The organism is Hymenobacter aerilatus (genome assembly GCF_022921095.1).
Classification (GTDB): Bacteria; Bacteroidota; Bacteroidia; order Cytophagales; family Hymenobacteraceae; genus Hymenobacter; species Hymenobacter aerilatus.
Window position 1 is genome coordinate 3,312,793 of sequence record NZ_CP095053.1, and the last position, 22,279, is coordinate 3,335,071.

Sequence of the window (22,279 nt, forward strand, 5' to 3'; positions counted from 1 at the left end):
CACACCCAAACGGCACACCCCGTTGGGAATCACAAATTGTCCGATGGTGTAACTGGCAACACGCTTGATTTTGATTCAAGAAAGTCCAGGTTCGAGCCCTGGTCGGACAACTGCTCAACTACCGCGAAAGGCGCTGCATCTTCCTGCTCAGGAAGGCAGCGCCTTTCGCTTTTTCTGGTTTTTCCGGAACGCTGGCTTTATTCTAGTCAGCGCTTGGCGCTTTCTACTTGCTGCCCGTTCTTTGTCGTCTTCATCAGTACTCCTACCTTTTACTCATGGCACAACAGGTTAAAATCTTTACGGGTAATGCCTCCCACGACCTTGGTGAGCAAATAGCGGCCGCCTACGGTATGCCGCTGGGCGACCTAAGCATCCAGCGCTTCGCCGATGCGGAATTGGGGCCGAGCTTCAACGAGAGCGTGCGCGGCTGTGCGGTTTTTCTGATCCAGAGCACCAACCCGCCCGCCGAAAACCTGATGGAGCTGGCTTTGATGGTAGATGCTGCCAAGCGCGCTTCGGCCTATAAAGTAAATATCGTGATGCCCTATATGGGCTACGCCCGCCAAGACCGCAAAGACAAACCGCGCGTGAGCATTGGTGCCAAAGTGGTAGCCAACATGATTCAGAGTGTGGGGGCCGACCGCCTGATGACCTGTGACCTGCACGCAGGCCAGATTCAGGGGTTCTTCGATATTCCAGTAGACCACCTCGACGGTGCAGCCGTGACGGTTCCTTACATCAAGTCGCTGAACCTCGACAACCTGCTATTTGCCTCTCCCGACGTAGGCGGGGTAGTGCGTACGCGGGCTTACGCCAAGCGCTTCGGCGCCGAGATTGTGGTGTGCGACAAAATGCGCCTGCGGGCCAACGAAATTGCCTCCATGCAAGTGATTGGCGACGTAGCTGGCCACAACGTGGTGTTGGTAGACGACATCGTAGACACGGCCGGTACTATCTGCAAAGCCGCCGATTTGCTGATGGAGCGCGGCGCCAAATCGGTACGAGCAGTCATCACGCACCCCGTCCTCAGTGGCCCCGCCCACGACCGTATCCGCAACTCAGCTCTGGAAGAGCTGATCGTGACGGATACCATTCCGTTGCGCGAGGAGAACAAGAAAATTAAGGTAGTGTCGGTTGCAGCGCTGTTCGCGCAGGCCATGCACAACGTCGTTTCGCACGAGTCGATTAGCTCGCTGTTTATATAGAATACTTTTCTGCCCTCCTGAACGCAGTGAAGGACCTTCATAGGTAGGAACGATACTCATAATAGCGAGTCGTTCCTACCTGTGAAGGTCCTTCACTGCGTCTGGGGAATAGTGTTTTAGGTCTTATTTTAGTACCTCCACATCCAGAAAACTGTCGCCATATACCGTATGCGTGGCTTTCACATAGTCGCTGGCGTCGGCTTTGTAGGGGTTGGGGACGAACTTCTGTGGGTTGCGAGCGATGAATGGGAACCACGTGCTTTGCACCTGCACCATAATGCGGTGGCCCTTCTTAAAGGTGTGCAATACATCCTGCAATCGGAAATCGACGGCGGTTTTCTGGTTGGCTACCATCGCCTCGGGCTTCTCGAAGCTGTTGCGGAAGCGGGCCGGCATCACCTCCGAGCGCACCATCTGCCAGTAGTTGCTGAGCATGACGTTTTTGTTGGGCATGTAAGCGTTGTTGGCCTCGTCGCCTGGGTATACGTCGATGAGCTTCACCACCCAGTCGGCGTCGGTGCTGGAGGTGGCTACTTGCAGCTTGGCCATAATTTCGCCGCCTAGGGTCACGTCCTCCGTCAGCACATCGGTTTGAAATACTACTACGTCAGGCCGGCGGCCGGCAAAGCGCTGATCCTCGCTCATGTAGTTATGCGGGGTGAAGCCCATCGTGGTGGTCAGGTCCTCGGTGTAGGGCACAGGCTTCAGCGGGTCGCTGATAAAGGTAGTGGTACCGGGGGTAGGGGCTGTTTGCTGCGTGAGCTTGCCATCGGCGGCTAGGTAGAGCTTCTGGTGGGTAGCGTTGGCCGCGGGCCACTTAGCAAAGGTTTCCCACTGCTTTTTGCCCGTATCATACATGTAGGCTTCAGGTAGGCCGGAGTTCTTGTTGCCGTCTTCTTTCAGGAAGTGACGGAAGAACTTGGCCTCAATGTTCTTCTGGTAAAACGTAGCAATGCTGTCGCCAAAATACACGTTGCTGTGCATAGTGTGGCCGGTTTCGCGGCTCCAGCGCCCGTGCCCAAACGGCCCCATCACAAGGGTGTTGTAGGCATTGGGGTCTTTCTTTTCGATGGTCTTGTAAATGGTGAGCGGGCCGCGCAAATCCTCAGCGTCGAACCAGCCGCCTACCGTCATCACGGCCGGCTTGATGCCGGCTTTGTAGTGCTGGGGTAGGCCGCGCTTCTGCCAAAATTCATCGTAGTTGGGGTGGTTAATGGTTTCCTGCCAGAAGAAGTTGTTGGCGTAGTACTGATCGGCATTTTTCAGCGGGCCGAGGTCCAGTAGAAACTGGTAACCATCCTTAGTATTGGTCTTGATGTTCTGCGCCGTGTACCACGCGCGGCTGGTGGTGTCCTGCTTCTGCACCCCAAACACCGGGAACGTGAAGATGTACGACTCCAGAAACGCCCCATTGTGGTGAAAATCGTCGTAGAAAAAGTCCGAAATAGGTGCCTGCGGCGAAGAAGCTTTCAGCGCCGGATGGTCTGACAGAATACCGGCCGCCGTGTAGAAACCGGGGTAGGAAATACCCCACTGCCCTACCCTACCGTTGTTGTTAGCCGCTTTCTTGGTCAGCCATTCAATGGTATCGTAGGTATCCGAACCCTCATCGACATCTTTTTTGCCCTTCTTATTGTCAATAACAGGCGTCATGTTGGTCCAGGTGCCTTCGCTTTTGTAGCGCCCGCGCACATCCTGATATACAAAGATGTAGCCCTCTTTCATCATCGTTTCCGAAGGTCCCAGGCGCGCCGGATACTTGCCCTCGCCATAGGGTGCGATGCTGTAACAGGTGCGCTGCATCATCATGGGGTATTTGTGCTGCTTACTGGCATCTTTGGGCGTGTAAATGGCCGTAAACAGCTTGGTGCCGTCGCGCATCGGTATATACACTTCCTGCTTAGTGTAATGGGCTTTGGCGTAGCTATCGGCTTGCTGGGCCAGTGCCGGGGCGGTGCACCACGCCAGTAGGCTGAGCATCACTGCTTGTTTCATGGAGGAGGGATTGAGAATAAGTGCCTCAAAGTACAGAATTGACTGCGGAGGCCAGTGCTAAAGTCTGCGGTTTGACCAGCAGGTTGCGCGTTGTCATTCCGAGCGCCGCGAGGAATCTGAGTGAACAAGAACTTTCACTCAGATTCCTCGCGGCGCTCGGAATAACAATATGTAAAAACCTAAATTATTCACTACCTTTGCGGCCCGTTTACCCATGTAGGGTAGACGTTCTATTTCTCTCAACCACACGTTTTTATGAAAAGCCTCGAGATTGTAGGGTTTAAAAGAGCGAATCTCGGTAAGAAAGATGCCAAGGCGTTGCGCCTGGAGTCGTATGTACCGTGCGTACTGTACGGCGGCGACGAGCAAGTGCATTTTTCCGCTCCGGCCATCCTGTTCCGCGAACTGCTGTACACCCCCGAAGTACACATTGTAGACCTCAACGTAGAAGGTACTACCTACCGTGCTATCGTACAGGACGCGCAGTTCCACCCCGTAAACGAAATGCTGCTGCACGTTGACTTCCTGTTGCTGCAAGACGGCAAAGAAGTGAAAATGGAAGTACCCGTGCAGTATGTAGGCGTTTCGCCGGGCGTACTGGCCGGTGGCAAACTGGTAAGCAAGCTGCGCAAGCTGAAAGTGAAAGCCCTTCCCGAAAACCTGCCCGATTCCGTGAAAGTGGATATTTCGGACCTGGGCCTCGGCAAGTCGATCAAGGTAAGCAAGGTAGAGCCTGAGAACTACACCATCCTGACCAACCCGCTGGCTCCTATCGCCACTGTGGCCATCCCACGTGCGCTGAAAGGCCAAATGGCCAACGAGAAATAAATCACAGATTTTGTAGAGTAAGCCGGGTTATGTCAATTCGGTGCCGGCTTTCTACCTGCAATTTCACTCTAAGAAGCCGCTCCCTTTCGGAGCGGCTTTTTTGTGTCAGCTACCTGTTCAGTAGCTTGCCGCTTCTACTGCATCTGCCAAGTTCTTTCACCCTGCACCATCTGCGATGAAGTTTTTAGTTATGGCTCTGGGCAATATTGGCCCCGAGTATGCCGACACGCGCCACAACATTGGCTTTATGGTGGCCGATTACCTGGCGCAGAAAAACGACGCCCGGTTTGAGTTAGGCCGTCATGCCTTTGTCACCGAAATAAAGCACAAGGGCAAAACCTTTGTGCTGGTAAAGCCCACCACCTATATGAACCTAAGTGGCAAGGCTGCCGTGCATTACCTCACTAGCCTGAAAATTCCGAAGGAAAATATGGTTGTGGTAACCGACGACTTGGCTCTACCCTATGGCAAGCTGCGCCTGAAGGGCAAAGGCTCAGCCGGCGGACACAACGGCTTGAAGAGCATTCAGGAAAGCATCGGTTCTGACGAATATGCCCGTCTGCGCTTCGGTGTCGATGCCAACTTCTCGAAGGGTAGACAGGTAGATTACGTACTCAATCCTTTCACCGCCGATGAGCAAATCGACCTTTCCACCCACATCGAGCGGGCAGCGGAGGCGATTCTGTCATTTGGAACAATTGGGCTGGAGCGCACGATGAACGTAGTGAACACGAAGTAGAGTCACCTTGCATTCGCCCATGGACGGGCAATACAACGCAAAAAGCGTCTGTCATCCTGAGCAGAGCGAAGGACCTTCTCACGCTAGAACGAGTCGTTGATACGATTGTCGTTCTAGCGTGAGAAGGTCCTTCGCTCTGCTCAGGATGACAGACGCTTTTTGCGAACTGCTGTTGACTCAATTTACGCTACGCCACTCCCCGGCAACACATGGCTGCTCGGCTGCATCAGCGACAACACCCCATCGGCGTTTTCGGCCATCAACAGCATGCCCTGGCTCTGGATGCCTTTGATTTCACGGGGCGCCAAGTTCAACAGCACCTGCACTTGCTGGCCAATGAGAGCTTCGGGTAGGAAATGCTCGGCGATGCCCGACACGATGGTGCGCGGCTCGGGCAGGCCTAGATCGACGGTCAGTTTCAGCAGCTTCTTGGTCTTGGCTACCTTCTCAGCCGCCGTGATGGTGCCGATGCGCAGGTCCATTTGCTGGAACTGCTCGAACGATACGTCTGGCTTGGCGGGAGCGGCCACGGCGGCGGCTAGTTCATTGGCTTTCTTGGTGTCGAGCAGCTTCTGTACCTGGGCCTCTACCGTAGCATCCTCGATTTTGTCAAAGAGCAGGGCAGCGGGCTGGAGCTGGTGGCCAGCGGGTAGGGCATCGGGCTGGCCGGCTTGCTGCCAGTTGCCTTTCTCCAGATTCAGCATCTGGCCTAGCTTTTCAGCCGAAGCGGGTAGGAACGGCTCTAACAGCGTCACCAAACCAGCGGCCAGTTGCAGAGCCACGTGCAGCACGGTGCCGGTGCGGGCTTGGTCGGTTTTGATGAGCTTCCAAGGCTCCATATCGGCCAGGTACTTGTTGCCGAGGCGTGTGAGGTTCATCAGCTCATTCAGCGCGTCGCGGAAACGGTATGCTTCAATCAGGTCGCCTACCCGTTGCGGAAACTCTGCGAGTTGGCGCAGCACGTCTTCGTCCTCAGTTGCGAAACCGACAGCTTCGGGCACTTTACCCTCGAAAAACTTGTGCGTAAGCACCACAGCGCGGTTCACGAAGTTGCCGAGGTTGGCCACCAGCTCGTTGTTGTTGCGCGCCTGAAAGTCCTTCCAAGTGAAGTCGTTGTCCTTGGTTTCGGGGGCGTTGGCGCAGAGCACGTAGCGCAGCACATCAGCCTTGCCGGGGAAATCCTGAAGATACTCGTGCAGCCACACGGCCCAGTTGCGCGAGGTAGAGATTTTGTCGCCTTCCAGGTTCAGGAACTCGTTGGCAGGCACGTTGTCGGGCAGGATGTAGTCGCCGTGGGCCTTCAGCATCGCAGGGAAGATGATGCAGTGGAACACGATGTTGTCCTTACCAATGAAGTGCACCAGCTTGGTGCCGGCATCCTGCCAATACGGTTTCCAAGCGTCGCCGGGCAGCAGGTCTTTGGTAGCAGAGATGTAGCCAATGGGTGCATCAAACCATACGTAGAGCACTTTGCCCTCGGCGCCGGCCACTGGCACAGGCACGCCCCAATCTAGGTCGCGGGTCACGGCGCGGGGATGCAGGCCCTGGTCGAGCCAGGATTTGCATTGGCCGTACACATTAGTTTTCCAGTCCTGCTTGTGGCCTTCCACAATCCACTCGCGCAGCCAGGGTTCGTACTGATCGAGGGGTAGGTACCAGTGCTTGGTTTCGCGCAGCACCGGCTGGTTGCCGGAGAGCATGGAACGCGGATTGATCAGCTCGCTGGGGCTCAGCGACGACCCGCACTTCTCGCACTGGTCGCCGTAGGCGTTTTCGTTGCCGCAATGCGGGCAGGTGCCCACAATGTAGCGGTCAGCCAAAAACTGCCCGGCTTTTTCATCATAATACTGCTCCGAAACCTGCTCAATAAACTTGTTATCGTCGTAGAGTTTGCGGAAGAAACCGCTGGCGGTTTCGGCGTGTGTTTCGGAAGAAGTGCGCGAATAAATATCGAACGACACGCCAAATTCCTGGAAAGAATCTTTGATGATGGCGTGGTATTTATCAACTACTTGCTGAGGCGCGACGCCTTCCTTCTGGGCGCGAATGGTGATGGGCACGCCGTGCTCATCGGAACCGCAAATGAACTTCACGTCGCGCTGCTGGGCACGTAGGTAGCGCACGTAAATATCGGCCGGCAGATACACGCCCGCCAGGTGACCAATGTGCACGGGGCCGTTGGCGTAGGGTAGGGCCGCCGTAACGGTATAGCGTTGGGGAAGAGTTTGCATAGAAAAAGAAACCAAAAACAGTCGTCACTGAGTGCAAACGGCGCGTAGAAGCGCGCCAATTTTCCGGCAAAGGAACGAGTAAAAAACAGGAGTTGCGGTAGTAACAAATTCTTAATGAATTTCTCCCCGCCGCACACACTACCTTTCGCCACAACAGTCGAGCCGCGTGCGCGTATCTTCACTCAACAGCATTTACTCTTTTCGCCTCCCTACCCATGAAAAAACTGGAGAAAAAACAGAAGTCAGCCAAAGCTGACCTGATCAATACCAAAGCCGCTGCTATTGACACCGGCAAAGACGAAAGCAAGGCTAAGAAAAGCAGCCCCAAAGCCAAGGACCTAGTAACCGACAACCGCGCTGAGAAGAAAAGCAATCAGAAGAAAGCGCTGAAAGCCGCTGCCAAAGAGCTGCAAAAGGAGCTAGACAAGCGTATGAACGAGGTGGTGAAGCGCATCCGCAAGGAAACCAAAGCCAAGCTGAAGGAAGTAGTGCGCGAGGCCACCAACCGCCTCGACGCCGACACGGAGCGGATGTTTGAGCAGGCACTACATACGATAGTGCGCCATTACGACACGCCTACCCTCGCCGCTTCTGATAGCGTAGACACGGAAGAACTGACCCCAGCCGACGCAGAAGAAACCTCTGCCCCGAAACCCGCTGCTAAGTCACGCCGACCGTCGTCTGCTACCACAGCTACCCGCAGCCGGCCTTCGCGCGCCAGAAAACCAGCCGCTCCCGCCTCCTCATCGGAGAATTCCGCCGATACGCAGTAATTACCGACTTTACCGCGGCAGCCGCAGCGTATCTACCGGTGCTCCACGCAGGCGGCTGAGGCGGGTTTCGGTAGGTGTATTGTTGGGCAGATTGGTATTCAGGCTTTCCGGACGCTTACGGGAGTTTACATCACTGGCCAACTGCCCAGGCTGCACCCTACCCGGCGTAGCATCGGGTGCGGTACCACTGCCGAAGCCTGCGTTACTGTTATATGCCGCTTGGCGGTCGGCATCCGTCAGGATTTCGGCGGGCACAGCTGGGCGAGCTACCTCCGCATTTTGCTCTTGCGAGATGGTACAAGCCGCGCTGCTGAACAGCAACGAGGCACTGAGAAACGAAAGTAAAAATCGGGCTGACATATAAAACGGGCGCGTTGTGGAAGGACTTTTCTTCTACAACGCGCCCGTCGTCCGTTAAGTTAGCACCGGCTGCTATTAACTGGAAACCACCACGCCTAAGTCGGCCTGAATACCATTCCAGAGGGCTACACGGGCCTGCATGCAGTCGGCGGCTACGGTGGCGGCTTCCTGCCATTTCTGGGCATCATCGCCACACAGCTCGCGTACCATCTGTTGGGCCAGGGGCGTGTGCACTTCCTCATCCAGCTCGATGTGGCGGTTGAGGTAGTAGGCAAACGTATCGAGCTGGCCAGGAAAACGGCGCTGCAAATCGGCTACCAAATGGCGAAACATATCTGGAATCACGTCTTCGCGGCCAAAGGTGAAGGCAGCGGCCACGGCGTGCGGCTTGCCCGAGTCGATAATGGCAAACGTGCTCAGCACAAACTCCCGCACCGAGGTCGGTACCTGCGCAGCGTGCAGGGCCTCAGCTACAGTTTTACCTTCGGCCAGCGCTACCAATAAGCGCTCTACTGGCTCGGTATCGGCGCCGCACTCCTGCATAGAACGCAGGTACAGCTCAAAGTGGCTGCTGGAGCGACCTTCGGGGTCTACATCGGTTTCTTCTTCCAGCACGATATCGTTGATGAGGCGGCGGGTCGCAGGATTTCCCTTGGGCACCCAGGGTAGGGTCACGCAGGTCAGCTCGCGTTGCAAGGCCTTCAGCAACGACATAAAATCCCACACGGCAAAAACGTGGTGCTGCATAAACGTGCGCAAATCGTCGAGCGATGTGAGGGCGTGGTATATGCCGTGGTCAACGAGCTGTTGGCGAGCGGGGGCCAGCTTCTGTTGCAGGCCTTCTATTGAATTGGGAGAAGCGGACATAGGTAGGAGAAATGAAAAGTGCCGCCAAGCCGAAGCTCAGCAGCACAAAAATACGGTTCAGCTTACGTTACTTGGCTTTCTCGAAGGTCATACCATACGAGTCCATACAGTAGCGCAAGCCCGTGGGCTTGGGACCGTCGTCGAAGACGTGGCCGAGATGGCCGCCGCACGTAGCGCACACAATCTCGTCGCGGCTCATGCCGAAGCTTTCGTCACTGGCTACCTTCAAACTGTTGTCGGTGGCTGGCGCCCAGAAGCTCGGCCAACCCGTGCCCGATTCAAACTTGGTGCTGGAGTTGAATAGCAGGTTGTGACAGCCAGCGCAGTAGTATGTGCCCTTGGCGTGGTTGTCCCAATACGGATTGTTGAAGGCGCGCTCAGTGCCTTTTTCGCGCAGAATGTAAAACTGCTCCTCGGTGAGCTGCTTTTCCCATTCGGCGGTGGTTTTCTGCACCGGAAACTCACCGGGCTTGCCCGTTACAGGTTTGGGGGCAGCGTATTTCTTGTCCACCGCATGCACAGTGCGGGCGGGCACATCGGGGCCGTTGGGAATGGTTTTGGGTTTGTTTTGGGAACACGCCGTGGAGCTGATGCCGAGAGCTAACAGCAAAGCCAGCAAGGAAGTACGCATGCGGGTAGGAAACAAAAGGCTGGATGAGAAGATGGGTACCAAGCCCATCGGTAGCAAAACGTACGCAACTGGCTTTGCGTTCGGTTCTGCCACGCGGCGCGGCTCTTTCAGTCCCAGCGAGTTATCTTTTTGTTGCTGTGCGTTTTTGCCGCCGAAAATGCGTACCTTTGCACCCGCAAAACCCTTTGTATGCAGAACATTCGGAATATCGCAATTATTGCGCACGTTGACCACGGCAAGACTACGCTGGTGGACAAAATCATCCACGCCTCGAAAATCTTCGACGAACACCAGCAGTTCGACGACCTGATTCTCGACAACAACGACCTGGAGCGCGAGCGGGGTATCACCATCGTTTCCAAGAACGTATCCGTCCGCTATAAGGACGTTAAAATCAACATCATCGACACCCCTGGTCACGCCGACTTTGGTGGTGAGGTAGAGCGCGTACTGAAAATGGCCGACGGCGTACTGCTGCTAGTGGATGCCTTCGAAGGCGCCATGCCGCAGACGCGTTTCGTGTTGGGCAAAGCCATCGACCTGGGCTTGAAGCCTATCGTGGTGGTAAACAAGGTAGACAAGGAAAACTGCCGTCCCGACGAGGTGCACGAGCAAGTATTCGACCTTATGTTCAACCTGGGTGCCTCGGAAGACCAGTTGGATTTCGTGACCCTGTACGGCTCGTCGAAGCAAGGCTGGATGTCGCGCGACTGGAAAGAGCAGACCGACAACATCACGCCCCTACTCGACGCCATTATCGAGGTGATTCCGCCCGCACCGGTCAACGAAGGCACTCCGCAGATGCAGGTGACCTCGCTCGACTATTCGTCATTCGTAGGCCGTATCGCCATCGGACGCGTGCAGCGTGGCACCCTGAGAGAAGGTGCTAACATGAGCTTGTGCAAGGCTGATGGCAGCATCAAGAAAGTAAAGATCAAAGAACTACAGGTGTTCGAAGGCCTCGGCCGCGCCAAGGTTTCGGAGGTTAGCGCCGGCGAAATCTGCGCCGTAACAGGTATTGAAGGCTTCGACATCGGCGACACTATTGCCGACGCTGACAACCCGGAAGCCTTACCCCGCATCAGCATCGACGAGCCGACGATGAACATGCTGTTCACCATCAACAACTCGCCGTTCTTTGGCAAGGAAGGTAAGTTCGTGACGTCGCGTCACTTACGCGACCGTCTGTACAAGGAAACCGAGAAAAACCTGGCCCTGCGCGTGAAAGACACCGATAAGGAAGACTCCTTCTTGGTGTATGGTCGCGGTATTCTTCACTTGTCGGTACTCATCGAAACGATGCGCCGCGAAGGCTATGAATTGCAGGTAGGCCAGCCTCAGGTATTGTTCCAGGAAGACGAGAGCGGCCACCGTTTGGAGCCCATCGAGCACTTGGTAGTAGATGTACCCGAGGAAACTGCCGGCAAGGTGATTGAGCTGGTGACCATGCGCAAAGGCGAGTTGACCATCATGGAGCCGAAAGGCGACTTGCAGCACCTGGAGTTCAACATTCCGTCGCGCGGGCTGATTGGCTTGCGCAACAACGTGCTGACTGCCACCGCTGGTGAGGCCATCATGAACCACCGCTTCGTGAAATATGAGGCCCACAAAGGCAACATCCCTGGCCGTATTTCCGGCTCGCTGATTTCGCTGGAAACGGGTCCCGGTACCGCCTACACCATCGACAAGATGCAGGACCGCGGCGAATTCTTCGTAGATCCGGGCGAGGAAGTGTACGCTGGCCAGGTTATCGGCGAGCATACCCGTCCCAACGACTTGACCATCAACATCCAGAAGGGCAAGAAGCTCACCAACATGCGCGCTTCGGGCTCCGACGAAAACGCGAAGATTGTTCCGAAGCGTCAGTTCTCGCTGGAAGAAGCTATGGAATACATCCAGAAGGATGAGTACCTAGAGGTAACGCCGAAATCGGTACGGATGCGCAAGATCTACCTCGACGAAAACGAGCGTCTGCGCTATGCCAAGCAGGCTGACTAATTCAGTATAGTCTTACTTAAGTTGAAAAAGCCCGACGGACGTCGGGCTTTTTTTATGTGTATATCTGTTTAAAATAGGTATTTCTATTTTACCGTTGCACTTCAAACTCGGTGTACCCCTGCACCTCCCCTACCTTCTCTTCTACCCGCTCTACCCTGGCGGTGCTGGGGCCGTGCTGACACCAGGCGGCTAGCTTATCCAGTGCCTCGGCCGGTCCTTCGGCTTCGATGGTAACAGTGCTGTCCTCGTTGTTGCGGGCGTAGCCGGTGAGGCCAAGTAAGCGGGCTTCCTGTTTTGCGCTTTGCCGAAAAAAGACGCCTTGTACGTGACCGTGAATGCGAAATGTGCGGTGTTCTTGTGCCATAACGTATGCCTACGCCAAGGCAACGAGACAGGTTGAGTGTGAGAACATTGACTGCTTTCAGTACTCTACCTGCTCATCGCCGTTTAGTAGCTTATCACCACACTTCTCTACATCTGACTACTACGTATGTCCTACCTGCTCACTAACTGCATCATTTACAGCGGCACCACCGTTTTGCACGACCATGCCATTCTGATTAAAGGCAACCATGTAGCAGCCATTGTACCCGAAGTAGCGGCTCCTGCCGATGTGGACCGCGTAGACGGGCGCGGCTGCAATGTGAGTCCCGGCTTTATTGATTTGCAGATTTATGGTGGCGGCGGCGCGCTGTTTTCGGTTGATCCTACGGTCGAATCGTTGCAGAAACTACAGGCCCATGTGCGCCGCCACGGCACGACTAGCTTTCAGGCTACCATGCCCACCAACTCGATGGAGATGATGCGGGCAGCACTGCAAGCCGGCCGCGACTATCAGCAAGCTGGGCACCCCTGTTTATTAGGTATCCACCTCGAAGGGCCCTATATCAACCCCCTCAAAAAAGGTGCGCACCAACAAGAATTCATCCAGCAACCCACTACCGACTCGGTAGCGGAGCTGCTGGCGCTGGGCGAAGGCACCCTGCGCATGATGACGCTGGCGCCCGAAGTAACCACGTCGGAAATAGTAGCCCTGCTGCGCCGGGCGGAGGTGGTGCTGTCAGCGGGACACTCCAACGCTACGTACGCGCAGGGCGCAACGGCATTCAAGCAGGGCTTCACAGCGGCCACCCACTTATTCAATGCCATGTCGGCGCTGGAAAGCCGGGCGCCGGGCCTGGTAGGTGCCATCTACGATGCCGACTCGGCCCACGCCAGCATCATTGCCGACGGCGTGCACTGCGACTTTGCAGCCGTACGCATCAGCCACAAAATGTTGGGCAAACGGCTATTCCTGATAACCGATGCCGTGGAAGCCGGCACGCACGGCGCCTACCGCTTCCGTCGGGCCGAGAATTGCTTTGTGGATGAAAACGGCACGCTGGCCGGCTCGGCGCTCAGCATGATGGATGCCGTGCGCAACTGTGTGCAAGAGGTGCGGCTACCATTGGAAGAAGCCCTGCGTATGGCCACGCTCTACCCCGCCCAAGTCCTCGCTCTCGACGATGAGCTAGGCCTCATTCAACCCAGCTACCGCGCTGATTTGTGCCTGTTCAATGCTGATTTCGAGGTGCAAGGCACCGTATTAGCGGGGGAGTTGGCTTGGAATGAGTCATGAAGTGGTGATTTTGTGAGTAGTAAATGAAAAAAGCGGCTGTCATCCTGAGCTTGCGAAGGACCTTCTCACGACAGAATGATTAGCGTAACAACGACTCGTTCATGCGTGAGAAGGTCCTTCGCTGCGCTCAGGATGACACTGCACTTCATACCCTCACAACCCTACCATCTCATCTCTCTGCCGTACGGCTTCGAAGGTCAGTATGGCGGTAGCCGTGCTCACGTTGAGGGAGTCGATGGCGCCGCGCATGGGGATGATGATGGTTTCGTCGCAGGCTTGGCGTAGCTCGGGGGTGAGGCCGTCGGCTTCGGTGCCCATGACGAGGGCCGTGGGGCCGCGGAAGTCGCGGGTGGTATAGGGTAGGGCCGCATCGGTGAGGGCGGCAGCGTAAGTACGGATGCCGTGCTCCTTGCACCACGCCAGCAACTCAGGCCGCGAGGTAGCTACTGTGGGCACTGTGAAGATGCAGCCAATGCTGCTGCGGATAGCGTTGGGGTTGTACAGGTCGGTGCGCGGGTCGCAGACGATAACGGCCGTAGCCTGGGCGGCGTCGGCGGTGCGCAGGATGGCGCCCAAGTTGCCGGGCTTTTCTACGGCTTCCAGCACCAGCAGTAACGGGTTGGAGGGTAGGCGAAGGTCGGGAAGCGTGCGGTGAGGTGGGCGCACCAAGGCCAGCACACCATCGGACCCTTCGCGGTAAGCCACGCGCTCAAACACGGCTTTCGATACCGTTACCCACTCCGTGCTTTTGTCGAGTGCTGCGACAAGGCTAGGCGGCTGCGCCGCACCGGCCAGTTCAGGACAGATAAATACGGTGGGCACGGCTACCCCCGCCTGCCGGGCCACCGTCAGTTCGCGCAGGCCTTCTACAATGGTCAGGCCCTGTTGGCGTCGCTCCGACGACTTTTGCTGCAGCCGCAACAAGGCTTTGATACGTGGATTCTGGGGGCTAGTGATGAGGTCAGACATGGTAGGCAAAGATACAGGCTGGCCGCCGCCAACAGGTAATAAGTTGAGCGGTTTCGGTTGGCTCAAACTCATACCATACCCGAACTTTTTGACGTTATGCAACCATTAGCTAGTTAGTGGTCATCCGTGTATTAATGGTTTGGTCCCTTCCTGCAATTTTCGGCTACCAGCGTAGCAAAATTAATTCTACCTTCATGCCAACCCCGTTTTCTTGGGCTTTCCTCTTTTCTCTACGTCCCATGACTTGCCGCTCCGTTCTCTTCGCCGTACTCTTGCTGGGCGCGCCCGCCGCATGGGCGCAGCAAGAGGGACCTCGCCAGCTCAACACCTTGCCGCAGGCAGCGCCCACGCCTGTAGCCATGCCCGATACGGTGCGCCCCCAACTGGCAGCCCCCCCGCGTTGTCGGAGGCTGAAATACGCCAGCAACAGCAGCAGCGCCAAATGCAGAGCCTACCCCCGGCCAATACCACGCGCTACGCGGTAGGCCTGAAAGGTGGGCAGGTATACCGCGCCTACGATGTTGAAATCAAGCAGCCCGTATTTGGCCGCAACTTCCTGCTGCTAGACGGCCAACAACGCATCGACTTCGATCAGGTGCGCTATTACGAGGATGAAACCGGGTTCTACGTGCGTACTACCCTGCCTAAGTCGCGCCGCGAGGCTACCCTGCGCCGCGACCGGGTAGGGCGCCTCAGCCTCTACTCTATCACGCGCACGCAGTACGCCGGCGGCAGCCCCTTCGGATATAGTCCCTTCGGCTACGGCTATGGAGGCTTTGGTATGCCCTATGGCGGCGGCTTTGGGGGCTACCCCTATGGTGGCTACCGCACCGTGAGGACCTCCTACTTCAGCAAGGAAAATGGCCCTGTGCAGGACCTAAACGTGCGCAACCTCAGCGCGGCCGTCTCCGACAATGCCGGCGCCAGCGCCCTAATGGCCCAAGCGCGCCGCTACCAGACAATTACTACCCTCAGTTACGTGGCTGCTGGTGGCCTAATGGTGGCCGGACTGGTATCGTCGTTCAATCCTAATCCCGGTAGACCCACTGTTTCGCCGCTGGTATATGCCGGCATCCCGCTACTGATTGTGCCGCTGGTATTGCAGGGTAAGCAGCAGAACAACATCCGGCAAGCCATTACACTCTACAACAGCGGCAACAACGCCGGCCGCTAACGGCAGCGTGGGCAACCCTGCAACCGGCGCTTTGCGTAGGCAAATGGGTGAAACCCTCCCCTACCGCCCCCGACTCTCCCACCTTCGAAGCTCGCCAGGAAAAGGCGCTGCTGGTACACGAGCGCCTCTGCGCCGCGTACGGCGCGCCTTTTCCCTTTTTCAGCGAGAAAGACCCACTTAGTGAGCTGATTAGCTCCTTGCTTTCGCACCGCACCAAGAACCAGGACTCGCACCGCGCCTACCAGCAGCTGCGCGCCCGTTTTCCGACCTGGGACGCCGTACGCGACGCTCCCACCGCCGAGGTAGAGGCCGCCATTAACCCCTGCACCTGGCCCGAGCAAAAGGCACCGCGCCTGCAAGCCGTGCTGCGCGAGGTGAGCACCCGCTGCGACGGCCCCTGCCACCTAGAGTTTCTGGCCGATATGCCCATTCCCGAAGCTCGGGCTTGGCTGGAACAGTTGCCGGGGGTAGGCCCTAAAACCAGCGCTGCCGTACTGCTGTTCAGCACGTTGCACCGACCCGCTATGCCCGTCGATAGCCACCACCACCGCGTGGCCCAGCGCCTGGACCTCATTGGCCCGAAGGTAGGCGAAGGGCCCGCACACGCCTTACTGGCTGCCCTTCTACCCCCCGACTGGACCGCCCAACAAGTCTACGACCACCATGAAGCCCTCATGTTTCATGGGCAAAAATGCTGCTACTACGCCGCTCCAGCCTGCGGGCGCTGCGTGGTGCTCGACCAATGCCCATTCGGGCAAGCGCGGTTAGGAGGAGTGGGTAGTCAATAAGTTGATGCTGTTGATTGTGCACAGTGCCCTATCACTCCAACCATCCGACAGAAACAGCGTTTCAATCAGATACTACACGACAGAATCACTACTCCGAACAACTAACTCAAAAATGAAACAGACCTACGGCGTTCCAGCCCTTGCTTCCATCTTCTTGCCCGGTTTGGGCCAACTGATCAAAGGTCAGATTTTGAAGGCGCTGTTTATTTGGGTGATTAGCGGCTTGGTTGGCTTTTTTCTGTGGTGGACGTTTATTGTACCTTTCCTGGTGTGGGCCTGGAACGTGTACGATGCTTACAACGACCCCGCTTAAATAAGCTATTTTGGCCATTCTGCACCTCAAAGCCAAACCCAACGCTCGCCGTAACCAGCTACTAGTAGCCTCTGATGGCACCGTGACGGTGCGCCTACAAGCACCCGCCCAAGACGGTAAAGCCAACGCCTGTTTGGTAGCCTATCTGGCCGAGGTATTCGGTGTAGCCAAGGCAAGCGTTGAGCTACTGAGTGGCCACACGGCCCCTTTCAAAAAAGTAGCTCTTAATGGCGTGTCAGAAATTGACTTACAGACAGTTTTGCAGCAATATATAGTTGATTAGTTAGCACAAAACCGCGAAAGACCGTAGCTTGCAAGTACAACGATTCGTGCTTACTTATGGCTGCTTTACCCGATCCATCCGCTATCCAGCCGCTGCTAGAGGCGCTTACTTTCTCGCCCGATAATTTACCGCTTCGTAAGCACGTGGCCGGCCTGCTCGTGCAAGCTCAGCGCCTACCCGAAGCCGAAGAGTTGTACCGCACCGGCCTGCGCCAAGCCCCCACCGACACAGACTTGCAGTTGGGTCTGGCCGAAGTGTACACGGGGTTGCACAAGACCTCGGCGGCGTTTGTAGTGGTAGAGGAACTGCTAGCTGGCGCCCCCGAACACGCCCGCGCCCACTTGCTGCACGCGCGCTTGCTGGCCCAAACCGGCCAGCTAGAACCCGCCCGCGAGGCCTACGCAACCGCTCTGCACCACAACCCTACCCTGGAAGATGCTGCTCTCGCGGCTCAGCTGCGCGAGTCGGCTACGCCCGTGCCGGCACAAGGCCCACGCCCCACCGACACCACGCCGGTGGTAGACGAGCAGGCGCTGTTTGCAGGCCTCGAAAAGCCAAAAATTAACTTTGCCGATGTGGGCGGTATGGAAGCGGTGAAAGAGGAAATCCGTCTCAAGATCATTCACCCGCTGCAATTCCCGGACCTCTACAAAGCCTATGGCAAAGCCACTGGCGGCGGCCTGCTGCTGTACGGCCCACCCGGCTGCGGCAAAACCCACTTGGCCCGCGCCACGGCCGGCGAGGTGCAGGCGTCGTTTATCAACGTCGGCATCAATGATATTCTGGATATGTGGCTGGGCAACAGCGAAAAAAACTTGCACCAGCTATTCCAGATGGCCCGGTTGCAGGCGCCCTGCGTGTTATTTTTTGACGAGGTAGACGCCCTGGCCGCCAACCGCCACGATCTACGCCAGAGTGCGGGCCGCACCGTTATCAACCAGTTTTTGGCTGAGTTGGATGGGGCCGTCAGTGCCAACGACGGCGTGCTCATCATGGCTGCTACCAATGCGCCCTGGCACTTGGATGCTGCATTCCGTCGCCCTGGCCGCTTTGACCGCATTGTGCTGGTGACGCCTCCCGATGAGGCTGCTCGCCAAGCGGTGCTGGAGGTGATGCTGCGCGATAAGCCGCTGGCGGCCAATGTGCAGATGGCCACCCTAGCCGCCAAAACCGCTGGCTTCTCCGGCGCCGATTTGAAGGCGCTGGTCGATGTGGCTATTGAAACCCGGCTGCGCGAATCGATGAAGCAGGGTCGCCCCCTACCCCTGGAGCAGGCCGATTTCCTTCAGGCTGTTGGGCAGGTGCGCCCCAGCACCAAGGAGTGGTTTGCCACAGCCAAAAACTACGCGCTCTACTCCAACGAAGGCGGCGTGTACGATGATATCCTGACGTATCTGGGCATCAAGAAACCGCGCGACTAGGCAAACGGCTTGTGTGATGAGGCAGGAAGAAGAATGGTTTGCCCGGGCAGCGCTCCTGCTTCAACACCACCGCCCCGCCGATGCGGCACAACTCGCCATGCACCGGCTCCGGCAAGAGCCGTATGATGTGCAGGCTCATCTTACCCTCACGGAGGCCCTGCTACGGCAACGTCGACTGGCTGAAGCGTTGGAGATGAGCCGCACCACCATTGCGCTAGCCCCCGAGGAGCCCAGCGCGTTCTTCCTCCTGGCCCAGGTGCAACACTTGCTCAGCCGCTACCTGGCCGCCGACGAAGCCATCATTCAGGCCCTGCGCCTGCGGCCCGATATGGTGCGCTACTATGCGTTGCGAAGTCAGATTTTGTGGTTTGCGGGCTTGTATGCTGCGGCTATTGAGACGGCCTACGCAGGGCTGAACTTGGAGCCCCAGCACGCGGGCAACCTGCTGTGGCTGGGCATGGGCCTCAACAAGCTACACGACTATACCACCGCCGACGCCGTGTTTACGCAACTGCTGGTGCTGGCGCCCAGCACGGCCATTGTGCGGCTCAACGTGGGCTCAGCGCTTCTGGAACGGCAGCAGGCAGCCGCGGCCCTACCCCACCTGCGCGAAGCCCTGCGCCTCGACCCTACCCTGCAAGTGGCGCACCGCCTGTTGCAGCGTGCTACCCGCGATACGCGCTGGTGGCGGCGGCCCGTGGTGTGGGCTACCGCGCAAAAACAAGAGATTCAACATCACTGGCGAGCACCGCAATTGCGGAGCAAGCTGTGGGCCGTTTGCCTGGTGCTGTGTGGCCTCGTGCTGCTCCTACCGTTGGCCGGCGCGTGGCTGCTGAGCGCCGTGCTGGAATGGCGGCACCAGCAGCAGGAGCGTGCCCCTACCCCCACCGACGCTTGGTTTTATGGTGGGCTGCTGTGGGGAGCCGTTACCATTGCCAGCGCCGCCTTGTTGCCATCCTCTCTACCCCTTACCTGGGCGCTGGTAGGAGGCGGGCTGATTTTCCCGTTGCGCAATGCGTGGCGGCGCTTCCGCGAGGGCGACAAGCGCCTACCCTTAGGCTTTATGCTGTTGCTCTCGCCGGGCAGTTGTGCCTTGTACTTACTGTATGGTCTGTTGCTGAATCCTGACCCTGCGACCGAAAGCCGGCGTTTCTTGGCTATTTTTGGCCTTTTCCTGCTGATCTACCAAGTATTTCGGCCCGCTAAGCCATACCAGCAGCCAGAACAGGCTTAACGGTACTCAGCCATTTTCTACGCCATGCCCGTCACCCACTGGACCGAACGCATCTTGTTGCTGCTACGTCAGGAGCGCGCCCCACAGGCCGAGCAGGAGTTGCGCCAGATGCTGCACCACGACCCCAACGACGCGCTGGCCCACGGTTGGCTGGGCATGGCCTTGCTGGAGCAGAACAAGCTGGAGGAGGGTCAGCAGGAAGCAGAGCTGGCCGTTCATCTGGCGCCGGAATACGATTTTGCGTATTACTTGCTCAGCCTGGCCCATCTGCGTCAGCACCGCCCACAGGAAGCGCAGCAGGCCATTGAACAAGCTCTGGCCTTGGATCCCGCTGACCCCAACTACCACCACACGCTGGGCATCATCCGGTTTCGGCGGGGACAGTGGGAGGCAGCCCTACGCGCCGCCGAAACTGGCTTGCGCTTCGACCCTACCCACATCGACTGCCTGGGGCTGCGCGGCCGAGCACTAGCCCGCCTGGGCCGCCGCTCCGACGCCGCCGACACCCTCCAGGAAGCTCTACGCCACGACCCCGACGCGGCCGGCACCCACGCCGATGCCGGCTGGGTGGCCTTGGAAGCCGGCCGGCCGAAACAGGCACTGGGGTATTTCCGCGAAGCCCTGCGCCTGCACCCTACCTCCGACTACGCCCGCGAAGGGCTGGTAGAAGCCCTAAAATCTCGCTACTGGTTGTACCGCGGCTTCCTCAAGTTTGCCTATTGGTCTACCACGCTGGGCGACGGCGCCCGTCGGGTGCTGTTTATCGGGCTGTGGGTGCTGGCGCGGTTCGTGCCGCTGCTGCTGCCCCTGTATTTGTTGCTGGTGTTCATGAGCTGGTTTGCCGATCCGCTGTTCAACTCTCTGCTGCGTCTCAATAGCTACGGCCGCCACGCCCTTAGCCCCGACCAAATACGCCTATCGAATCAGTTTTTGGTGCTGTTGCTGGGCGGAACGGCGGCCGTGGTGGGCGGCTTGCTAGGGCAGTTGCCAGCCGTAGAACTCCTGGGCATTGTCACGCTGGGGCTGCTGTTTCCGGTGGTAGGCGCGTGGCGTCTGCTATTGCCCAAGCGTCAGCGTCAGTCGATGTGGTTTGCAGGTGGCCTGGCGGTGGTAGGACTTATAGCCGTTGGGCTCGTGGCCCTCGGCCTACCCCAAACCTACGTTACCCCTGCGCTGGCCTTATATTTCGGCGGCTTGGTGGTGTACGTGTGGACGTATGCGTTACGGTAGTTGGAAAAGCTGCAACGGTGTAGAGACGCATACTTGCGTCTCGCCGTGACACCGGATTTTGTTTAACGGCGAGACGCAAGAATGTGTCTCTACACCGATTAGATACTATGAGCAGGTTCTAAACACAAACGGCCCGCCTTTGAAGGCGGGCCGTTTGTGTTTACGGCGTGTTTCTTCGCGTTTACCGAGAAATCAGCTCCCGTTCCGGCTCCGGCTCATGCTGCGCCGACGCTTTGCGATAGGTACGCTCATATTCCTCATCCACATGGTAGGTGGATTCTTCGTGCTGGCTTAGGTCGAGGCCCAGCTCTTCGTCGGCAGGCTTCACACGCAGCCCGAAGATGGCAGCCGTTATTTTCAATAGAATCCAGGAACCCACAAAGGTGAAGGCAACGACGATAGCCAGCGCCAGCACGTGGTAGCCAAACGTGGTAGCCGACCCGTGAATCAGCCCTACCTTATCGGCAAACACACCTGTGAGCAGCATGCCCACAATACCGCCTAAGCCGTGGCAGGGGAACACGTCGAGCGTGTCGTCGAGGGTAGTGCGGCTGTTCTTCCAGTGCACGGCAGCGTAGCTGATCAGCGAAGAGACAACACCGATAAAGATGCTGTGTCCGCTCTGCACGTAGCCGGCAGCGGGCGTAATGGCCACCAGACCAACCACCGCCCCAATGCAGGCACCCAGCGCTGTGGGCTTGCCGCCCCAAAGGGTTTCAATCAGCATCCAGGCAATAAGAGCCGCACCCGAAGCCAGCGTAGTATTCACAAAGGAAAGAGCGGCTATGTCGTTGGCACCCAGCGAGGAACCAGCATTAAAGCCAAACCAGCCAAACCACAACAGACCAGTGCCCAGCATCACGTAGGGTACATTAGGTGTCGAGAAGGAGCTTTGACGCACGTGCGTAGAGCGGCGCCCCAGCACCATGGCCCCGGCCAGGGCCGCAATACCGGCCGAGATGTGCACTACGGTACCCCCAGCAAAGTCGAGCACGCCCCACTGCCGCAGGAAGCCTTCGGGGTGCCAGGTCCAGTGAGCCAACGGGCAGTAGATAAATAAGCTAAACAGCACCATAAACGCCAGATACCCCTTGAAGCGCACGCGCTCGGCAAACGAGCCGGTAATGAGTGCCGGAGTGATGACGGCAAACTTCAATTGAAACGCGAAGAATAGCACAAACGGAATGGTAGCCGCAAACGCCGGGTTGGGCGCAGTGCCTACGTTGCGGAGGGCCATAAAGGTGAAGGGGTTACCAATCAGCCCGTGCCAGGAGTCGCCGTAGGCCAGTGAAAAACCTACTAGATAGAAAAGCACCGTGATAACGCCCATCGCCACGAAGCTCTGGAGCATGGTGCTGATAATGTTCTTGGGGCGCACCATACCACCGTAGAAAAACGACAGGCCCGGCGTCATGATCAATACGAGGGCGGTGGCGGTGAGCATCCAGGCCACATCGGCGCCGTTCAGCGAGTCGGGCGCAGCGGCGGGGTGCTCCATGGGCACCAGCGCTACCACTAAACTAATGGCTACCAACGCAAACAGCGAAAACAGGGTGTAGCTTGGTCGCAGAGTAGAGGGGGAAGACATACGTAAGGGGTTATGAGGGGACCGGGGGTATAGT

21 protein-coding genes and 1 tRNA gene are annotated in these 22,279 nt (G+C 57.5%); 14 read left to right on the plus strand and 8 right to left on the minus strand.

Annotated elements, in window-relative coordinates:
• Nucleotides 1-37: 37 nt before the first annotated feature.
• Together MUN82_RS13830 and MUN82_RS13835 are read left to right on the plus strand one after the other, a co-directional pair.
• Nucleotides 38-110, plus strand: a tRNA-Gln gene (locus MUN82_RS13830).
• Between the two features lie 165 nt (nt 111-275).
• On the plus strand, nt 276-1,205 hold the full coding sequence (locus tag MUN82_RS13835) for a ribose-phosphate pyrophosphokinase (protein ID WP_245091327.1): 930 nt from the start codon (nt 276-278) through the stop codon (nt 1,203-1,205).
• Between the two features lie 123 nt (nt 1,206-1,328).
• Here MUN82_RS13835 and MUN82_RS13840 read toward each other — a convergent pair whose 3' ends face one another.
• The gene (locus MUN82_RS13840; protein ID WP_375374075.1) at nt 1,329-3,200 is read right to left on the minus strand and encodes a CocE/NonD family hydrolase; all 1,872 of its coding nucleotides are present in this window, start codon (nt 3,198-3,200) and stop codon (nt 1,329-1,331) included.
• Between the two features lie 255 nt (nt 3,201-3,455).
• Here MUN82_RS13840 and MUN82_RS13845 point away from each other — a divergent pair, with 255 nt between their 5' ends.
• A complete protein-coding gene (locus tag MUN82_RS13845) occupies nt 3,456-4,028 on the plus strand; it encodes a 50S ribosomal protein L25/general stress protein Ctc (protein ID WP_245091328.1) in 573 nt (190 codons plus the stop codon).
• Nucleotides 4,029-4,203: 175 nt separating this feature from the next.
• Nucleotides 4,204-4,767 carry an aminoacyl-tRNA hydrolase gene (gene pth, locus MUN82_RS13850; RefSeq protein WP_245091330.1) on the plus strand — a complete coding sequence of 188 codons (564 nt, stop codon included), beginning with the start codon at nt 4,204-4,206 and terminating at the stop codon, nt 4,765-4,767.
• A gap of 182 nt (nt 4,768-4,949) precedes the next feature.
• On the opposite strand, the gene metG is transcribed toward pth, so the two are convergent.
• The gene (gene metG / locus MUN82_RS13855; RefSeq protein WP_245091331.1) at nt 4,950-6,998 is read right to left on the minus strand and encodes a methionine--tRNA ligase; all 2,049 of its coding nucleotides are present in this window, start codon (nt 6,996-6,998) and stop codon (nt 4,950-4,952) included.
• A 215-nt stretch (nt 6,999-7,213) separates the two neighbouring features.
• Here metG and MUN82_RS13860 point away from each other — a divergent pair, with 215 nt between their 5' ends.
• On the plus strand, nt 7,214-7,771 hold the full coding sequence (locus MUN82_RS13860) for a hypothetical protein (RefSeq protein WP_245091332.1): 558 nt from the start codon (nt 7,214-7,216) through the stop codon (nt 7,769-7,771).
• Nucleotides 7,772-7,780: 9 nt separating this feature from the next.
• Here MUN82_RS13860 and MUN82_RS13865 read toward each other — a convergent pair whose 3' ends face one another.
• The 3 genes from MUN82_RS13865 to msrB form a co-directional block, all read right to left on the minus strand.
• Complete coding sequence (locus MUN82_RS13865; RefSeq protein WP_245091333.1) at nt 7,781-8,131, minus strand: hypothetical protein; 351 nt, start codon at nt 8,129-8,131, stop codon at nt 7,781-7,783.
• 75 nt (nt 8,132-8,206) lie between these two features.
• Nucleotides 8,207-8,998, minus strand: coding sequence for a DUF3050 domain-containing protein (locus MUN82_RS13870; RefSeq protein ID WP_245091334.1), 792 nt, complete (start codon nt 8,996-8,998; stop codon nt 8,207-8,209).
• Nucleotides 8,999-9,065: 67 nt separating this feature from the next.
• The gene (gene msrB, locus MUN82_RS13875) at nt 9,066-9,629 is read right to left on the minus strand and encodes a peptide-methionine (R)-S-oxide reductase MsrB (RefSeq protein WP_245091335.1); all 564 of its coding nucleotides are present in this window, start codon (nt 9,627-9,629) and stop codon (nt 9,066-9,068) included.
• 189 nt (nt 9,630-9,818) lie between these two features.
• Here msrB and typA point away from each other — a divergent pair, with 189 nt between their 5' ends.
• Nucleotides 9,819-11,627: a translational GTPase TypA gene (gene typA, locus MUN82_RS13880; protein WP_245091336.1), complete on the plus strand. Its 1,809-nt coding sequence runs from the start codon at nt 9,819-9,821 to the stop codon at nt 11,625-11,627.
• A gap of 88 nt (nt 11,628-11,715) precedes the next feature.
• Here the strand turns inward: typA and MUN82_RS13885 are convergent, their stop codons facing one another.
• The gene (locus MUN82_RS13885; RefSeq protein ID WP_245091337.1) at nt 11,716-11,991 is read right to left on the minus strand and encodes an acylphosphatase; all 276 of its coding nucleotides are present in this window, start codon (nt 11,989-11,991) and stop codon (nt 11,716-11,718) included.
• Nucleotides 11,992-12,117: 126 nt separating this feature from the next.
• Here MUN82_RS13885 and nagA point away from each other — a divergent pair, with 126 nt between their 5' ends.
• A complete protein-coding gene (gene nagA / locus MUN82_RS13890) occupies nt 12,118-13,245 on the plus strand; it encodes an N-acetylglucosamine-6-phosphate deacetylase (protein ID WP_245091338.1) in 1,128 nt (375 codons plus the stop codon).
• 153 nt (nt 13,246-13,398) lie between these two features.
• On the opposite strand, the gene MUN82_RS13895 is transcribed toward nagA, so the two are convergent.
• Nucleotides 13,399-14,214: a TrmH family RNA methyltransferase gene (locus tag MUN82_RS13895; RefSeq protein ID WP_245091339.1), complete on the minus strand. Its 816-nt coding sequence runs from the start codon at nt 14,212-14,214 to the stop codon at nt 13,399-13,401.
• A 400-nt stretch (nt 14,215-14,614) separates the two neighbouring features.
• Here MUN82_RS13895 and MUN82_RS13900 point away from each other — a divergent pair, with 400 nt between their 5' ends.
• From MUN82_RS13900 to MUN82_RS13930, 7 genes are all read left to right on the plus strand, one after another.
• Nucleotides 14,615-15,388: a hypothetical protein gene (locus MUN82_RS13900; protein WP_245091341.1), complete on the plus strand. Its 774-nt coding sequence runs from the start codon at nt 14,615-14,617 to the stop codon at nt 15,386-15,388.
• A gap of 47 nt (nt 15,389-15,435) precedes the next feature.
• The gene (locus tag MUN82_RS13905; RefSeq protein ID WP_245091343.1) at nt 15,436-16,176 is read left to right on the plus strand and encodes an endonuclease III domain-containing protein; all 741 of its coding nucleotides are present in this window, start codon (nt 15,436-15,438) and stop codon (nt 16,174-16,176) included.
• Between the two features lie 112 nt (nt 16,177-16,288).
• Nucleotides 16,289-16,489: a hypothetical protein gene (locus MUN82_RS13910; protein WP_187319850.1), complete on the plus strand. Its 201-nt coding sequence runs from the start codon at nt 16,289-16,291 to the stop codon at nt 16,487-16,489.
• A gap of 10 nt (nt 16,490-16,499) precedes the next feature.
• Nucleotides 16,500-16,772, plus strand: coding sequence for a DUF167 domain-containing protein (locus tag MUN82_RS13915; RefSeq protein ID WP_245091345.1), 273 nt, complete (start codon nt 16,500-16,502; stop codon nt 16,770-16,772).
• A gap of 56 nt (nt 16,773-16,828) precedes the next feature.
• The gene (locus tag MUN82_RS13920; protein WP_245091347.1) at nt 16,829-18,193 is read left to right on the plus strand and encodes an ATP-binding protein; all 1,365 of its coding nucleotides are present in this window, start codon (nt 16,829-16,831) and stop codon (nt 18,191-18,193) included.
• Between the two features lie 16 nt (nt 18,194-18,209).
• On the plus strand, nt 18,210-19,427 hold the full coding sequence (locus MUN82_RS13925; protein ID WP_245091349.1) for a tetratricopeptide repeat protein: 1,218 nt from the start codon (nt 18,210-18,212) through the stop codon (nt 19,425-19,427).
• A gap of 24 nt (nt 19,428-19,451) precedes the next feature.
• On the plus strand, nt 19,452-20,657 hold the full coding sequence (locus tag MUN82_RS13930) for a tetratricopeptide repeat protein (RefSeq protein WP_245091350.1): 1,206 nt from the start codon (nt 19,452-19,454) through the stop codon (nt 20,655-20,657).
• Between the two features lie 181 nt (nt 20,658-20,838).
• Here the strand turns inward: MUN82_RS13930 and MUN82_RS13935 are convergent, their stop codons facing one another.
• Nucleotides 20,839-22,245 (minus strand): ammonium transporter, encoded by a 1,407-nt coding sequence (locus MUN82_RS13935; RefSeq protein WP_375374076.1) that lies wholly within the window; start codon nt 22,243-22,245, stop codon nt 20,839-20,841.
• Nucleotides 22,246-22,279 lie beyond the last annotated feature (34 nt).

What these genes read in the sequence shown, in the direction of transcription:
- msrB (WP_245091335.1), bottom strand. Translation starts at nt 9,629, where the DNA reads ATGCGTACTTCCTTGCTGGCTTTGCTGTTAGCTCTCGGCATCAGCTCC.
- MUN82_RS13840 (WP_375374075.1), bottom strand. Translation starts at nt 3,200, where the DNA reads ATGAAACAAGCAGTGATGCTCAGCCTACTGGCGTGGTGCACCGCCCCG.
- MUN82_RS13865 (WP_245091333.1), bottom strand. Translation starts at nt 8,131, where the DNA reads ATGTCAGCCCGATTTTTACTTTCGTTTCTCAGTGCCTCGTTGCTGTTC.
- MUN82_RS13935 (WP_375374076.1), bottom strand. Translation starts at nt 22,245, where the DNA reads ATGTCTTCCCCCTCTACTCTGCGACCAAGCTACACCCTGTTTTCGCTG.
- MUN82_RS13860 (WP_245091332.1), top strand. Translation starts at nt 7,214, where the DNA reads ATGAAAAAACTGGAGAAAAAACAGAAGTCAGCCAAAGCTGACCTGATC.
- MUN82_RS13835 (WP_245091327.1), top strand. Translation starts at nt 276, where the DNA reads ATGGCACAACAGGTTAAAATCTTTACGGGTAATGCCTCCCACGACCTT.
- MUN82_RS13885 (WP_245091337.1), bottom strand. Translation starts at nt 11,991, where the DNA reads ATGGCACAAGAACACCGCACATTTCGCATTCACGGTCACGTACAAGGC.
- MUN82_RS13895 (WP_245091339.1), bottom strand. Translation starts at nt 14,214, where the DNA reads ATGTCTGACCTCATCACTAGCCCCCAGAATCCACGTATCAAAGCCTTG.
- typA (WP_245091336.1), top strand. Translation starts at nt 9,819, where the DNA reads ATGCAGAACATTCGGAATATCGCAATTATTGCGCACGTTGACCACGGC.
- metG (WP_245091331.1), bottom strand. Translation starts at nt 6,998, where the DNA reads ATGCAAACTCTTCCCCAACGCTATACCGTTACGGCGGCCCTACCCTAC.
- pth (WP_245091330.1), top strand. Translation starts at nt 4,204, where the DNA reads ATGAAGTTTTTAGTTATGGCTCTGGGCAATATTGGCCCCGAGTATGCC.
- MUN82_RS13910 (WP_187319850.1), top strand. Translation starts at nt 16,289, where the DNA reads ATGAAACAGACCTACGGCGTTCCAGCCCTTGCTTCCATCTTCTTGCCC.
- MUN82_RS13925 (WP_245091349.1), top strand. Translation starts at nt 18,210, where the DNA reads ATGAGGCAGGAAGAAGAATGGTTTGCCCGGGCAGCGCTCCTGCTTCAA.
- MUN82_RS13930 (WP_245091350.1), top strand. Translation starts at nt 19,452, where the DNA reads ATGCCCGTCACCCACTGGACCGAACGCATCTTGTTGCTGCTACGTCAG.
- nagA (WP_245091338.1), top strand. Translation starts at nt 12,118, where the DNA reads ATGTCCTACCTGCTCACTAACTGCATCATTTACAGCGGCACCACCGTT.
- MUN82_RS13920 (WP_245091347.1), top strand. Translation starts at nt 16,829, where the DNA reads ATGGCTGCTTTACCCGATCCATCCGCTATCCAGCCGCTGCTAGAGGCG.
- MUN82_RS13870 (WP_245091334.1), bottom strand. Translation starts at nt 8,998, where the DNA reads ATGTCCGCTTCTCCCAATTCAATAGAAGGCCTGCAACAGAAGCTGGCC.
- MUN82_RS13845 (WP_245091328.1), top strand. Translation starts at nt 3,456, where the DNA reads ATGAAAAGCCTCGAGATTGTAGGGTTTAAAAGAGCGAATCTCGGTAAG.